The organism is Tenacibaculum crassostreae (genome assembly GCF_964512405.1).
GTDB lineage: Bacteria > Bacteroidota > Bacteroidia > Flavobacteriales > Flavobacteriaceae > Polaribacter > Polaribacter crassostreae.
Genome location: NZ_CAZELE010000001.1, coordinates 1 through 14,535, shown reverse-complemented (window position 1 = coordinate 14,535; position 14,535 = coordinate 1). Strand labels below are relative to the sequence as shown.

12 protein-coding genes are annotated in these 14,535 nt (G+C 30.6%); 6 read left to right on the top strand and 6 right to left on the bottom strand.

Features of this window, described 5'->3' with window-relative positions; translation table 11 throughout:
* Positions 1-39 precede the first annotated feature (39 nt).
* Both gltX and ACKTST_RS00055 read right to left on the bottom strand, forming a co-directional pair.
* Positions 40-1,563 (bottom strand): glutamate--tRNA ligase, encoded by a 1,524-nt coding sequence (gene gltX / locus ACKTST_RS00060; protein ID WP_408045750.1) that lies wholly within the window; start codon positions 1,561-1,563, stop codon positions 40-42.
* Positions 1,564-1,644: 81 nt separating this feature from the next.
* The gene (locus ACKTST_RS00055) at positions 1,645-2,490 is read right to left on the bottom strand and encodes a hypothetical protein (RefSeq protein WP_408045749.1); all 846 of its coding nucleotides are present in this window, start codon (positions 2,488-2,490) and stop codon (positions 1,645-1,647) included.
* 115 nt (positions 2,491-2,605) lie between these two features.
* Here ACKTST_RS00055 and ACKTST_RS00050 point away from each other — a divergent pair, with 115 nt between their 5' ends.
* The 4 genes from ACKTST_RS00050 (at position 2,606) to ACKTST_RS00035 (ending at position 9,273) form a co-directional block, all read left to right on the top strand.
* Positions 2,606-5,887 (top strand): DUF4175 family protein, encoded by a 3,282-nt coding sequence (locus tag ACKTST_RS00050; RefSeq protein WP_408045748.1) that lies wholly within the window; start codon positions 2,606-2,608, stop codon positions 5,885-5,887.
* 86 nt (positions 5,888-5,973) lie between these two features.
* Complete coding sequence (gene ybeY, locus ACKTST_RS00045; RefSeq protein WP_408045747.1) at positions 5,974-6,390, top strand: rRNA maturation RNase YbeY; 417 nt, start codon at positions 5,974-5,976, stop codon at positions 6,388-6,390.
* Between the two features lie 30 nt (positions 6,391-6,420).
* Positions 6,421-8,298: a tRNA uridine-5-carboxymethylaminomethyl(34) synthesis enzyme MnmG gene (gene mnmG, locus ACKTST_RS00040; RefSeq protein WP_408045746.1), complete on the top strand. Its 1,878-nt coding sequence runs from the start codon at positions 6,421-6,423 to the stop codon at positions 8,296-8,298.
* Between the two features lie 117 nt (positions 8,299-8,415).
* Complete coding sequence (locus tag ACKTST_RS00035) at positions 8,416-9,273, top strand: class I SAM-dependent methyltransferase (protein ID WP_408045745.1); 858 nt, start codon at positions 8,416-8,418, stop codon at positions 9,271-9,273.
* Between the two features lie 143 nt (positions 9,274-9,416).
* Here the strand turns inward: ACKTST_RS00035 and ACKTST_RS00030 are convergent, their stop codons facing one another.
* Positions 9,417-9,815 carry a DoxX family protein gene (locus ACKTST_RS00030; RefSeq protein ID WP_408045744.1) on the bottom strand — a complete coding sequence of 133 codons (399 nt, stop codon included), beginning with the start codon at positions 9,813-9,815 and terminating at the stop codon, positions 9,417-9,419.
* Positions 9,816-9,943: 128 nt separating this feature from the next.
* Here ACKTST_RS00030 and ACKTST_RS00025 point away from each other — a divergent pair, with 128 nt between their 5' ends.
* Complete coding sequence (locus ACKTST_RS00025; RefSeq protein ID WP_408045743.1) at positions 9,944-10,873, top strand: SPFH domain-containing protein; 930 nt, start codon at positions 9,944-9,946, stop codon at positions 10,871-10,873.
* A gap of 62 nt (positions 10,874-10,935) precedes the next feature.
* The gene (locus ACKTST_RS00020) at positions 10,936-11,253 is read left to right on the top strand and encodes a heavy metal-binding domain-containing protein (protein WP_408045742.1); all 318 of its coding nucleotides are present in this window, start codon (positions 10,936-10,938) and stop codon (positions 11,251-11,253) included.
* A 53-nt stretch (positions 11,254-11,306) separates the two neighbouring features.
* Here the strand turns inward: ACKTST_RS00020 and tatA are convergent, their stop codons facing one another.
* From tatA to rnr, 3 genes are all read right to left on the bottom strand, one after another.
* Positions 11,307-11,501 carry a twin-arginine translocase TatA/TatE family subunit gene (tatA, locus tag ACKTST_RS00015; RefSeq protein WP_408045741.1) on the bottom strand — a complete coding sequence of 65 codons (195 nt, stop codon included), beginning with the start codon at positions 11,499-11,501 and terminating at the stop codon, positions 11,307-11,309.
* A gap of 35 nt (positions 11,502-11,536) precedes the next feature.
* Positions 11,537-12,214 (bottom strand): head GIN domain-containing protein, encoded by a 678-nt coding sequence (locus ACKTST_RS00010; RefSeq protein ID WP_408045740.1) that lies wholly within the window; start codon positions 12,212-12,214, stop codon positions 11,537-11,539.
* Positions 12,215-12,303: 89 nt separating this feature from the next.
* The gene (gene rnr, locus ACKTST_RS00005) at positions 12,304-14,499 is read right to left on the bottom strand and encodes a ribonuclease R (RefSeq protein WP_408045739.1); all 2,196 of its coding nucleotides are present in this window, start codon (positions 14,497-14,499) and stop codon (positions 12,304-12,306) included.
* Positions 14,500-14,535 lie beyond the last annotated feature (36 nt).

Genomic DNA, 14,535 nt, shown 5'->3' with positions numbered 1-14,535 from the left:
ACACATAAAAAAATCCGCTTAGTAAGCGGATTTTTTATGTTATGATAATGCGTTTATCGCATTTTGTATTCTTGTAATGGTGGTTTCTTTTCCAATCATGGTCATGATTTCAAACAAATCTGGTCCTGCAAGTTTACCAACCAAACTTAAACGTAATGGTTGCATTACTTTACCAAAACCTATTTCTTTGGAGGTAATCCACCCTTTAATTTCGTTTTGACTATTTTCTATTGAAAAGTCTTCAATGTTAGAAATAACTTCTACCAACTCTTGCATTAACGCACCAGTTTCTGGTTTCCATTGTTTTTTAGCAGCTTTTTCATCATAAGTTGATGGATTTTCAAAGAAGAAGTTAGATAACTCCCAAAAATCAGCTACAAACGTGGCACGTTCTTTAATTAAACCTACTACTTTTTGAATATAAGCTTCTTCGGCTATGATTCCTTTTTCTTTTAAAATAGAGGTATATAAAGCGGCTAACTCATTTTCAGATTTTAACTGTAAATACTGTTGGTTGAACCATTTTGTTTTATCTGGACTAAACTTAGCTCCTGACTTGCTTACTCTGCTTAAATCAAACGCTTCTACCAATTCTTCTAAACTAAACATTTCTTGTTCTGTTCCTGGGTTCCATCCTAAGAAAGCTAACATGTTAATAAAAGCATCAGCAAAATATCCGTCTTCTTTGTATCCACGTGAAACATCTCCTGTTTCTTCGTTTGTATATTCTAAAGGAAATACTGGGAACCCTAATTTATCTCCGTCACGCTTACTTAATTTTCCTTTTCCAACAGGTTTTAAAATTAGGGGTAAGTGTGCAAATTTTGGCGCTTGCCAACCAAATGCACGGTATAATAATTCGTGAAGTGGGAGAGAAGGCAACCACTCTTCACCACGAATTACGTGCGAAATTTCCATTAAATGATCGTCAACAATATTGGCTAAGTGATAGGTTGGCATCCCATCTGACTTAAACAATACTTTATCATCTAATGTGTTAGTTTCAACCTTAATTGTTCCACGTATTTCGTCTTGTAAAATCAACGTTTCATCTTGTGGCGTTTTAAAACGTACCACATATTTTTCTCCTGCATTGATTTTTGCTTCAACTTCTTCTTTAGATAATACTAACGAATTTACCAGTCTACCTTTTTCACGATTGTGCCAATTATAAATAAAGGTTTTCCCTTTTTCTTCATGATCTTTACGATGTGCATCTAGGTCTTCAGCTGTATCGAATGCATAATATGCCCAACCATTTTCAATCAACTGATCAGCGTATTGCTTGTACAAGTCTTTACGTTCTGACTGACGATAGGGTCCGAATTTTTCGTTTTTTCCTGGTCCTTCATCAAACGGAATATTACACCATTCTAACGAATCGATAATGTATTGTTCTGCATTAGCAACGTAACGAGTTTGGTCGGTATCTTCGATACGTAAAACAAAAGTTCCGTTGTATTTTTTTGCAAATAAATAATTGAATAATGCAGTTCTTACACCACCCATATGTAAAGGTCCGGTAGGACTCGGAGCAAAGCGTACTCTTACGTTCTCAGTCATTTTTTAAATCAAATTTGAAAGCGCAAAGATAGTTTATGTTACGTGAAAAGAAAAGATTAGAAAAGAATCGTTTTTCCTTTTTTAAAACTTATGGTACAAACCAAAACTTAACGCAGGTGCTTTAGCTACATTATTTCCATAAAAAGCACCACCTAAACCAACATTAATTCCGGAATTATCATTGAATTCACCTATAAATTTCAATCCAAACGCTGCATACTCTTGATCGTTTACATACAAACCAGTATTTATATTTTCTTGTGGTAGGTTTACATTTCCGTTTTTTAAGGAAGCAACGCCATCTAAAAACCCTGCAATCCACAACCAACTAGTAGTTTTAAAACCTACTTCACCTCCTAATTTGTAATTAGAACTGTAACCATTAGTGCGAATATCAAAACCTGTAAATGCTTGTATATACCATGAATCATGACCTCTTCCTGTTAAAAATAAAGGTGTGAAAGTCCATGAATCATACCCGCTTCTAATTCCAGAATTTTCTCTATAACTGCTTGTGTTTGCTTCTATAGAAAGTTGACCAGAAATCAACCATTTTTTATTATAGAAATTGTGCTTAACTCCTAATTGAACATTTCCGAGTAAGGTTTCTGAAGCTTCATCAATCGTAAATGATGGAAAAATTAAGGACATATCTTGAGTGAAATCTCCCGTCTTTATCATTTTTAAAGGGATGTTTGAAAAGATGGTAGTTTTATCAGTTAATCCAAACTCACCGTACAATTGTAGTGTGTTATCCGTTATTTTTCGTTGAGGAGTATAATCTGGATTTCCATAAATTTTATCATAACTTCCAATGGTAGTATATGATAATTGAAGATATCCTTCGTTTTTCTTTTTTGTCCATGGGCTTTGAGAATAAACGCTTATCGATACAAGAAATAGGGTAACTAAAACTAATTTTTTCATAGGAAGAAGCTTTAATTTTTATTATAATTCTCTAATTAGTTGTCATAAAATTAAGATACTTACATAAAGCTTTAACAAATAATTACTCATAAAAGCTGTATTTTTATATTTCAATATGGGAGGTTTTAACAAAATACAGCAAAAATTACAGCTTTTTAGCAAAAAATACTACACTAATGAGCTGATACGAGGAAGCATTTTATTTGTTTCATTAGGGTTGATATACTTGCTTTTCACGTTATTTATAGAATATTTTTTATGGTTACAACCAACTGCAAGAACCTTTTTATTTTGGTTGTTTATCATTGTTGAATTGTTTTTACTCTTCCGTTTTATATGTTTCCCTATTTTTAAAATTATAGGGTTACAAAAGGGTATTTCATTTGAAGAGGCTTCAAAAATTATTGGAAATCATTTTCCTGAAGTACAAGACAAGCTTTTAAATGTATTGCAGTTACAACAATCTGCACACCAATCGGATTTATTACTAGCTAGCATAGAGCAAAAATCGAAAGAACTTCAACCTATTTCTTTTAACAAAGCGGTTGATTTTAGCGGAAATAAAAAGTATTTGAAATACGTATTAATTCCTGTTTTTATTTGGATGATTACTTTGCTAACAGGAACTTCTGAAAAGCTATCACAGAGTTTTAATCGTGTGGTAAATCATTCGGTTGCTTATAATCCCCCTGCTCCGTTTTACTTTGAATTAACAGCAAAAAATTTAAACGTAATAAAAGGAAAAGATATCACGGTATATGTACAAACCAAAGGTGAAGTTATTCCGCAAGAAGCAAAAATTCATTTTAATAATCAGCAATATTTTTTAGAAAATGAAGGAAATGGATTGTTTTCGTACACATTTTCTGAAGTACAAAATCCTATCACTTTTTATGCGAATGCCAACGGAATAAATTCTCAAGAATATAAAGTATCGATAATCAATACGCCTTCAATTCAAAATATATCATTACACCTAAAATATCCTTCATACATTCATAAAGCAAGCGAAACCATTAGTAATACTGGTAACTTGAATGTTCCACAAGGAACAATTGTTACATGGAACATCAAAACTTCTGAAACTGATACAGTTACTTTTATTCATAATAAAAAAAGAGAAATTTTTTCACTTAAAGAAAATGATTTTTTTGAGTTTAAAAAACAACTCAACCAAAGTTTACAGTATCAAATTACAACCACTAATAACAACCTAAAAGATTACGAGCAGTTACAATTTTCTATTGATGTAATTAAAGATGAATACCCAACTATTTCGGTAAATTCTAATATTGATAGTATTTCTCGTGGAAATGCTCAATTTATTGGACAAATAGCTGATGATTATGGTTTTAAAAAATTAGAAGTAGTTTATTATGATAAAAACAATATTCAAAACACTGAAAAACAACAACTTACATTAAATAAAGAAAATATTCAATCGTTTTATTTCGAGTTTCCAGGCAATTTAAATTTACAAGAAGGTATAAACTACGAATTATACTTTCAGGTATATGATAACGACCTTGTAAATGGTAGTAAAAAAGCCATCAGTAAAAAATTTAGTTACCGTCAAAAATCGGAGCAGGAAGTAGAAAAAGAGCTTTTAGAAGAGCAAAAGAACTATATAGAGAACATCACAAACTCACTAGATCAACAACAAAAAAGTAAAAAAGAATTAGAAAAAATTCAGTTTGATTTACAGAATAAAAAGAATGTAAACTGGAACGATCAAAAGAAGATTCAAAATTTAGTGAAGCGTCAAGAGCAATATAAGCAAATGATGCAACGTCAAACTCAAAAACTTCAAGAGAATTTTTATGAGAAAAAAGAAGAAAACGAAACATTACAAGAGAAAAAAGAAAACCTACAAAAACGTATAGAAGAACTTAAAAAATTAGAAAAACAACAAAAACTGTTAGATGAATTAATGAAGCTAGCAGATAAATTAAACAAGGAAGATTTAATTAAAAAAACTAAAGAGTTTGCTGAACAAAACAAACAACAAGAACGTAGTTTAGAGCGTATTTTAGAAATGACCAAACATTTTTACGTTGAGCAAAAAATGAATCAATTAGCCAGTAAACTAGAAGATTTAGCTAAAAAACAAGAAGAATTAAGCACTAAAGATGCTACTAAAGAAGAGCAAAAAGAACTAAACAACGCTTTTCAAGAAACAAAAAAAGAGCTTGATGAACTTAAAAAAGACAATGAAAAACTGAAGGAACCCATGGAAATTCCTTCTATGGAAAATTTAGAAAAGCAAGCTCAAGAAGAACTCAATAAGGCTGATGAAAATTTAGAAAATAACAAACAACAAGATGCTAAGAAAAACCAGAAAAAAGCATCTGAGAAAATGCAACAAATGAGTCAGAAGATGCAACAAACAATACAATCAATGAGCATGGAAATGGAAGAGGAGAATATGGAAGGTTTGCGTCAAATTTTAGAAAATTTAATTACCTTTTCTTTCGATCAAGAAGCATTGATGAATGTATTTTCATCCACAAACTCTGAGCATCCAAACTTTGGTAAAAACCTTCAAAAACAACATCAATTAAAAACTTATTTTGAACATATTGATGATAGTTTATTTGTGCTTTCAATGCGTGTACCAAGCATTTCATCAAAAGTACAAGATCATTTAGCTCAAGCGCATTATAACTTAGATCAGTCGTTAGAAAACCTAGCAGATAATCAATTCAGAAATGGTATTTCTAATCAGCAATATGTAATGACCTCGGCAAATACTTTGGCGGATATGCTTAGCAATACTTTAGATGCTATGCAGAATCCAAAACCTGGTAGTGGAAAAGGAAAGGGAAAAGGCAAATCGTTTAGTTTACCAGACATTATTCAGCAGCAAAATGAATTGATGGATAAGATGAAACAAGGGATGCAAAAACAAAATCAAGGCAAACCTAAAGACGGAAAAGATGGTGAAAAACAAGGAGGAGAAGGAGGACAAAATGATGATTTAGATGGTGAATTATATCAAATTTACAAAGAGCAATCTCAGTTAAGAGAACAGTTAGAAAATGCTATTAAAGAAGGAAATGATGGTAACGGTGATGCAAAAAAAGCATTAAAGAAAATGGAACAGTTAGAAAACGATATTTTAGAGAAAGGTTTTACACAAGAAAGCATTAACAGAATGCAACAATTAAACTATGAATTATTAAAATTAGACAAAGCTACATTTGAACAAAACAGAGAAAAGCAACGTAAATCTAACACCAATTTACAAGAATTTAATAACAATAATTCAAAAGAACTTCAATTTAAAAAGTTGTTTTATAATCAAACAGAGATATTAAACAGACAATCACTACCTTTGCGCCAAAATTACAAAAAGAAGGTACAAGAGTATTTTAGCCTTCCTAAAGATAAAAAATAACGCATTAAAAAGCTTCATAGCGCTGCATTAAGTACTATTCCTTTTTAATGGTTTGTAAGATTAAAAATTATAGTATTTAATAAAAGATGATTGCATTTAATTACGAAACCGATTTTCAATTAAGTAATGAAGAAAATACTTCAAAATGGATTGAATCCTGTCTAGAAAATGAAGGTTTTGAACTAGGAGAAATCAACTATATTTTTTGTGATGATGCTTATTTACATAAAATAAATATTGAGTTTTTACAACACGATACCTTAACCGATATTATCAGTTTCGATTATACTTTAGGTAAACTTGTGGGAGGCGATATTTTTATTTCTGTAGAAAGGGTAGAAGAGAATGCTAAAGAGTTTAATGTTTCTTTTGAAAACGAATTGCATCGCGTAATTATTCATGGTGTTTTACACTACATGAAGTACAAGGATAAGACCGAAGAAGAGAAACAACTCATGCGTTCTAAAGAGAATGAATGTTTACAAATTTTAGATAAAAATTAAAAGCGTTCCACGTGGAACTGAATATAAAAAATGAGTTTATTTAATACAACATACGATGTAATTGTAGTAGGAGGTGGACATGCTGGTAGCGAAGCAGCAGCAGCAAGTGCAAACATGGGAGCACACACTTTGTTAATTACAATGAACTTACAAAACATAGCTCAAATGAGTTGTAATCCTGCTATGGGCGGGATTGCAAAAGGACAAATAGTTCGTGAAATTGATGCTTTAGGTGGTTATAGTGGAATTGTTACCGATAAGACTGCTATTCAATTTAAAATGTTAAATAAGTCAAAAGGACCTGCAATGTGGAGTCCAAGAGCACAATCAGATAGGATGCAATTTGCAGAGTCCTGGAGAACCATATTAGAGCAAACTGAAAACTTAGATTTTTATCAAGATTCTGTTAACGGATTATTGTTTGAGAATGATACAATCACTGGGGTAAAAACTGCTTTGGGGTTAGAAATTAAAGCTAAAACAGTAATCGTAACCGCAGGTACTTTTTTAAACGGATTAATTCATATTGGTGAAAAAACTTTTGGTGGAGGAAGAGCAGGAGAAGGAGCTTCAACAGGAATTACTGAAGATTTAGTAGCTAAAGGTTTTGAAGCAGGAAGAATGAAAACAGGTACTCCTCCAAGAGTTGATGGTCGTTCGTTAGATTACACAAAAATGACCGAACAACCTGGTGACGATAATCCTGAAAAATTCTCGTATTTACCAATTACGAAACCTTTAACTGAACAACGTTCTTGTTTTCTAACTTATACTAATACTGAAGTACACGATTTACTTCGTGAAGGTTTTGATCGTTCACCAATGTTTAACGGTAGAATCAAATCTACTGGGCCTCGTTATTGTCCTTCAGTAGAAGATAAAATCAATCGTTTTGCAGAGAAAGAACGTCACCAAGTTTTTGTAGAACCTGAGGGATGGAATACAGTAGAAATTTATGTTAACGGGTTCTCAACATCACTTCCAGAAGATATTCAAGACAAAGCTATTCGTTCAATTCCAGGGTTTGAAAACGTAAAGTTTTTTAGATATGGATACGCAATCGAATACGATTATTTTCCGCCAACGCAATTAAAACATAACTTAGAAACTAAGTTAATAAACAACTTGTTTTTTGCTGGTCAAATTAACGGAACTACAGGTTACGAAGAAGCAGCTGCACAAGGATTAATGGCTGGTGTAAATGCAGCATTAAAAATTCAAGAAAAAGAACCTTTTATTTTAAAAAGAAGCGAAGCATATATTGGTGTTTTAATTGATGATTTAATTACCAAAGGAACAGAAGAACCATATCGTATGTTTACTTCACGTGCAGAATATAGAACTTTATTACGACAAGATAATGCCGATTTACGCTTAACAGAAAAGTCGTATAAACTTGGTTTAGCTTCTCAAGAAAGAATGGATAGAGTAGAAGAGAAGAAAAACAAAACACAAAGTTTAATTGACTTTATAACCAATTTAAGTGTGTCACCAAAAGAAGTTAATCCTGTATTAGAATCTAAAGATTTAGCAACAATTAATCAATCAATGAAGTTGTATAAAATTGCAGCAAGACCTCAATTAACATTCTCTGATTTTAGATCTATTGGTAAACTAGAAAGTTTTATTGAAGAAAATAATATCGATAAAGAAATTATTGAACAGGTAGAGATTCATTTAAAATATTCAGGTTATATAGAAAAGGAAAAAAACAATGCTGATAAATTAAACAGGTTAGAAAATGTTCCAATTCCTTCTAGTTTTGATTATAGCAAAGTAAAATCTTTATCATTTGAAGCAAGAGAAAAACTATCTAAAATACAACCAACTTCAATTTCACAAGCGAGTAGGATAAGTGGTGTATCACCAAGTGATATTTCTGTATTACTTGTTTACATGGGTAGATAATACATATTTAGAATCATAAAAAATAAAATGTTCCATGTGGAACGTTTTATTTTTTTATGTATAATTGTTTAACCAAAAACCAATGTTCCACAAGGAACACTCAACAACGCCAAAAATTTGATTACAGAAAAAGAGTTCTATAAGAACTTAAAACCCTTTTTGAACTGTATTGATTATACAGTATCGGAAGAGAGTTATGAGGTTATGAAAAATGAAGATTTCGACATGTTAGTAACTTCACCTGTTCCGAATAATTTAGAAAAGTACTACGTAAGTGAAGATTATATTTCACATACCGATAGTAAAACTTCACTATTTGATAAAGTTTACCAACTTGTAAAAAACCACACTTTAAAACAAAAACTTAAATTGATAAATTCTTTTAATACAAAAGAAAAAACAATTTTAGATGTGGGTGCGGGTACTGGTGATTTTTTAAAAGTATGTGAAAATGGTGGATGGAAAATTACAGGTGTAGAACCTTCAGAAAAAGCTCGTGAGTTTGCTGAAAAGAAAAACATAGCTCTATTAAAAGAAATTTCAGAAACAGAAAACAAACAATTTGATATAATTACTTTATGGCATGTTTTAGAACATATTCCAAACTTAGTTGAGTATATTCAAAATTTAAAGAATTTATTAAAACCAAACGGAGCTTTAATTATTGCTGTTCCAAATCATAAAAGTTACGACGCAACATATTATAAAGATTATTGGGCTGCTTTTGATGTTCCAAGACATTTGTGGCATTTTTCAAAAACATCAATTTCTAAATTGTTTTCGATGGTAGATATGAATGTTGAAAAAATTCTCCCAATGAAATTTGATTCTTATTATGTTTCTCTTTTATCAGAAAAATATAAAACTAAAAAATCAAAACCTATTAAAGCTTTTTTTATCGGATTTAAATCAAATTTAAAGGCAAAACGAACTGGTGAGTATTCATCATTAATTTATATCATTAAAAACGATTAAAATTAATTTTAATAGTATTTATTCCTTGTTTTGTTTAAAAAACATACAAATACCTTGTAAAAAAATAAAAACCTCTTAAAATTGATTTTTTAAGAGGTTTTTAAATAAATTATAATTATTAATAAATAATATTATTATAAATTTTATCTATTTAATAAATATACTCCTAAAATTGCAATTATAAAGTAAACTGCTAAGGTCATAGCACCTGCATAATCTTTTGCTAATCGTTGACCAATTAATAAGAAAATTAATGTCAATGCAGAAAGTTCTGCTCCGATTAAAGCTATGTTATGGTTTCCTGTTGTTGATAAATGAAATATTCCAACGAACATTAAAGCACCTGCTAATAATTCCATAACTAAAATAATAGCCAATAATAATGGTATACTATTTTTTAAAGGAGAATTTTTAAAATGATCTTTAATAAAAGATAAGTTTCCTTTCCAATCGGTTACTTTATCAATTCCTGATTGTAAAAAAGTAACTATTAAAAAAAGTAGAATTAAAATTTCTGTTGCGCTTTGTTGTATAAGTTCCATAAAGTTGATTTTTTACAAATATAATTTTTAAAATAGAAGTTGTAACAAAACGAAAAAAATTCGTCCTATAAGTAGCTATTAAAATGCTATCTTTAACAAAAAAATTACTAACATTTAAAAAATTAACTATGCCAGTTTATTTATACCCGGTTATATTTATCGGAATTATCGTCTTTTTATCGTCTTTTTTTATTGTAAAACAACAAACAGCTGCTATTATAGAGCGTTTTGGTCGTTTTCAAAGTATTCGACATTCTGGATTACAACTAAAAATTCCTATTGTAGATAGAATTGCAGGAAAACTAAGTTTAAAAATTCAGCAATTAGATGTAATTGTAGAAACTAAAACTTTAGACGATGTATTTGTAAAATTAAAAGTTTCTGTACAGTATAAAGTAATTCGTGATAAAGTATATGACGCCTTTTATAAATTAGATTATCCACACGATCAAATTACTTCTTATGTTTTTGATGTAGTTCGTGCAGAAGTCCCTAAAATGCGTTTAGATGACGTTTTTGTAAAGAAAGATGATATTGCAATAGCAGTAAAATCGGAATTAAACGATGCAATGATGGAGTATGGTTATGATATTATAAAAACTTTAGTAACTGATATTGATCCTGATGCGCAAGTAAAAGCAGCTATGAACCGTATTAATGCAGCAGAACGTGAAAAAGTTGCAGCACAATATGAAGGTGATGCACAACGTATTTTAATTGTTGAAAAAGCTAAAGCTGAAGCAGAAAGTAAACGTTTACAAGGTCAGGGTATTGCAGACCAACGTCGTGAAATTGCTCGTGGATTAGAAGAATCTGTAGAAGTATTAAATAAAGTAGGAATTAATAGTCAAGAAGCATCAGCGTTAATTGTTGTAACACAACACTATGACACCTTACAATCTATTGGTGAAGAAACCAACAGTAACTTAATTCTATTACCAAATTCACCTCAAGCAGGAAGTAATATGCTAAATGATATGGTTGCAAGTTTTGCGGCTAGTAATCAAATAGGAGAAGCTATGAAAAAAGCTAAAGAAAATAAAAAGGATAAAGAATAAACCTAATAAAATAAAAACCTGATTTTTGAAAAATCAGGTTTTTTTATAAATTTAACTTTAATATGATAATTACAACAACGCATTCAATAGAAAATAAGCCTGTAAAAGAATACTTAGGAATTGTTTCTGGTGAAACTATTATAGGTGCTAATATTTTTAAAGACTTTTTTGCTGGAATAAGAGATATCGTAGGGGGTAGATCTGGTTCTTATGAAAAAGTATTAAGAGAAGCTAAAGAAACTGCCTTACATGAAATGGAACAAAGAGCTAAACAGCTAGGTGCAGATGCTATTGTAGCTGTAGATTTAGACTATGAAACTGTTGGTAAAAACGGAGGAATGTTAATGGTTACAGCTTCAGGTACTGCCGTAAATTTCTAGCTAAAAGAAAACCGAAACATAAATGTTTCGGTTTTCTTTTTATAATAAAATTTTTATTTTTTTTCTTCTACTTTGTCAGTAGTATCTTCATCAGATTTACTAGCATCTTTAAATTCTTTAATACCAGATCCTAAACCTTTCATTAATTCAGGAATCTTTTTACCTCCAAATAACAATAGTACAACAACTAAAACAATGATGATTTGATATCCTCCTGGTATTCCTAAAAATATAGTAAGTAAATTCATTTTTATATTAAATTTTGCTGTACAAAGATACAAAATTAACTTCGGTGTTCTATTACTCCACCAATTACTTTTTTATCTCTAAAAACTTCTGGTTTTCCTTTGTAAAAAATAGAACCTCCAAACGATACTTTAGCATCTAAAGTTTCACCCGCTTGTACTTCTACTTTCGATCCTGAACCTGCTTTTACAATTGTAGTTTCTTCAACAGCTAAATTATAACCGTGATACATACCACCTAAATCTGCATTTACATTTTGATTCTTTGTAGTACCAGAGAGCTTAATAACACCTCCTGAAGAAGATTTTACATCGAGATGCTTAACATTAACTACAAGATTGATAAAAGCTCCTTCTTGCGCTTTAATTTCGATCTTTTTTTGATCGATATCTTTGCCCGTAACAGTAGCTCCTTCATTTGCATCAATTATATCAAGAGCTTCTTTGTAATATAACGTTGCTTTTACTTTACCATCTGCAGTAGTTTCAGGAAATTTTAGCAAAATTTTTAAAGTATAACCTTCAATTTTAATTTTTACTTTTTCTGCTTTTTCACCTGTAACTATAATCTTAGAGTCTTCTGATTTAATTAATTCTAAATCAATTCCGTTGTATACTTTTACGTTATAAAAACTTTCTAGTTCTTTCGTTATCGTTGTTTGAGCTGATGCTAAAACGGACATCAAAAACAAACTTAAAATTGCTAACTTCTTCATCTTAAATTCCATTAGTTGACTGGTAATAACCAACAATTATACCAATACTATAAAGACAATTCTTAATTTTTATTGTTATAAACTAAAATTTAATGTGAAATTAAATCAAAATCTAAGTGTTTGCGTTCTAAATCGGTATGCTTAACTTTTACCACAACTTCATCACCTAACTGAATCATATTTTTGGTTGATTGACCTACCACTGCATATTGTTTTTCATCAAAGATGTAATAATCATCTTTAATATCTTTTATGCGCACCATTCCTTCACATTTATTAGACTTTATTTCAACATAAATTCCCCATTCTGTAACTCCAGATACCACTCCTTCAAATTCTTCATCTTTATGATCTTGCATGTATTTTACTTGCATATATTTAATGGAATCTCTTTCAGCTTTTGAAGCTAATTCTTCCATTTTTGATGAGTGTTTACATCGTTCTTCATACACTTCAGCTTTAGGTGAATTTCCACCATCTAAATAGTGTTGTAATAAACGATGCGTCATCACATCAGGATAACGACGAATTGGCGATGTAAAATGACTGTAATAATCAAACGCTAATCCGTAATGACCAATATTTTGTGTAGTATATTCGGCTTTACTCATAGAACGGATTGCTAGTGTTTCAACCATATTGGCTTCTCCTTTTCCATGAACGTCTGACAATAACTTGTTTAAACTATCGGATGTTTTTTGACGTGTTTCTGTATTAATTTTATAACCAAATTTGCTAACAATATTTTGCAACGACGCTAATTTTTCAACATCTGGTTCGTCGTGAACACGATAAACAAAAGTTTTGTTAGTTGCTTTTCCTTTTGAAAAACCAATAAACTCAGCTACTTTTTTATTAGCTAACAACATAAATTCTTCAATTAATTTATTAGCATCTTTTGCTTCTTTAAAATAGACTCCTGTTGGATTCGCATTTTCATCTAAGTTGAATTTTACTTCAACTCTATCAAACGAAATGGCACCAGATTTCATACGTTTTGAACGCATTTTCTTTGCTAATTCATCCAGTTTTAACGTAGCTTCAACAATAGCTTCATCAACTTCATAGGCTTCACTAGTTAATGATACTTCTTCAGGAATAACATTTCCTTTTGATTCGATAATTGCTTGTGCTTCTTCGTACGCAAAACGTTTATCTGAATAGGTAACGGTTCTACCAAACCATTGGTTGATAACTTGTGCTTTTTCATTCATTTCAAACACTGAAGAAAACGTTAATTTTTCTTCATTAGGTCGTAATGAACACACACCGTTACTTAACATTTCAGGTAACATAGGAACCACTCTATCTACCAAATAAACTGACGTTGCACGATCGTACGCTTCATCATCTAAAATAGTTTTTGGTTGCAAATAATGAGATACATCGGCAATGTGAATTCCTATTTCATAATTACCATTTTCTAGCTTGGTAAATGATAAAGCATCATCAAAATCTTTTGCATCTTTTGGATCGATTGTAAATGTTAAATCACCACGCATATCTCTACGTTTGGCAATTTCTTCTTTGGTAATTTCAATTGGTAATTCTGAAGCTTCTTTTTCAACTTCTACAGGAAATTCATACGGTAAACCGTATTCTAATAAAATAGAATGAATTTCGGTATCGTGATCTCCTGGTTTACCTAAAACTTGGGTAATTTTTCCAAATGGATTTTTAGAGTTCTCTGGCCAATCGGTAATTTTAGCAACTACTTTATCACCATGTTGTGCTCCGTTTAATTTACCTTGAGAAACAAAAATATCGGCATACATTTTGTTACTATCTGGTAACACAAATCCGAAATTTTTATTCATTTGTAACACCCCAACAAACTCATTTTTTGCTCTTTCAATAACTTCAACTACATCAGCCTCTGGTTTGTTACTTCTGCGTTTGTTATATACATACGCTCTAACAGTATCGTTGTGTAAACCTTTTCCTAAATTTACTGAGGGTACGAAAATATCATGCTCAAAATCGTCACAAATAAAATAAGCATTTCCGTTAGAAGTAACATCTAAAGTACCAATATGATATTTACGATCTTCATTAATTTGATACTTACCTCGCTCAGTTTCTTTTATTTTCTTTTTAGCAGTTAACTCTGTTAATTTTTGGATAATTTGAGTTTTCCCATCAGTATCAGAAACTCCCATTTTTGCAGCAATTTGTTTGTAATTGTATTTCTTATTACTGTCTTCGTTAAGTATTTTGAAAATGTTTCGGGTGAGATCTTTAATTACTTTTCCCTTTTTTTTGTAGATTTTTTTCTTTCTAGTCATTAATCTTTCTTCTTATAAAATTATTCTACCAAAGTA

Excerpts from the sequence above, each read along its gene's own strand:
- tatA (WP_408045741.1), bottom strand. The coding sequence starts at position 11,501 with ATGAATTTACTTACTATATTTTTAGGAATACCAGGAGGATATCAAATC.
- ACKTST_RS00055 (WP_408045749.1), bottom strand. The coding sequence starts at position 2,490 with ATGAAAAAATTAGTTTTAGTTACCCTATTTCTTGTATCGATAAGCGTT.
- ACKTST_RS00050 (WP_408045748.1), top strand. The coding sequence starts at position 2,606 with ATGGGAGGTTTTAACAAAATACAGCAAAAATTACAGCTTTTTAGCAAA.
- ACKTST_RS00020 (WP_408045742.1), top strand. The coding sequence starts at position 10,936 with ATGATAATTACAACAACGCATTCAATAGAAAATAAGCCTGTAAAAGAA.
- mnmG (WP_408045746.1), top strand. The coding sequence starts at position 6,421 with ATGAGTTTATTTAATACAACATACGATGTAATTGTAGTAGGAGGTGGA.
- ACKTST_RS00025 (WP_408045743.1), top strand. The coding sequence starts at position 9,944 with ATGCCAGTTTATTTATACCCGGTTATATTTATCGGAATTATCGTCTTT.
- gltX (WP_408045750.1), bottom strand. The coding sequence starts at position 1,563 with ATGACTGAGAACGTAAGAGTACGCTTTGCTCCGAGTCCTACCGGACCT.
- ACKTST_RS00030 (WP_408045744.1), bottom strand. The coding sequence starts at position 9,815 with ATGGAACTTATACAACAAAGCGCAACAGAAATTTTAATTCTACTTTTT.
- ybeY (WP_408045747.1), top strand. The coding sequence starts at position 5,974 with ATGATTGCATTTAATTACGAAACCGATTTTCAATTAAGTAATGAAGAA.
- rnr (WP_408045739.1), bottom strand. The coding sequence starts at position 14,499 with ATGACTAGAAAGAAAAAAATCTACAAAAAAAAGGGAAAAGTAATTAAA.
- ACKTST_RS00010 (WP_408045740.1), bottom strand. The coding sequence starts at position 12,214 with ATGAAGAAGTTAGCAATTTTAAGTTTGTTTTTGATGTCCGTTTTAGCA.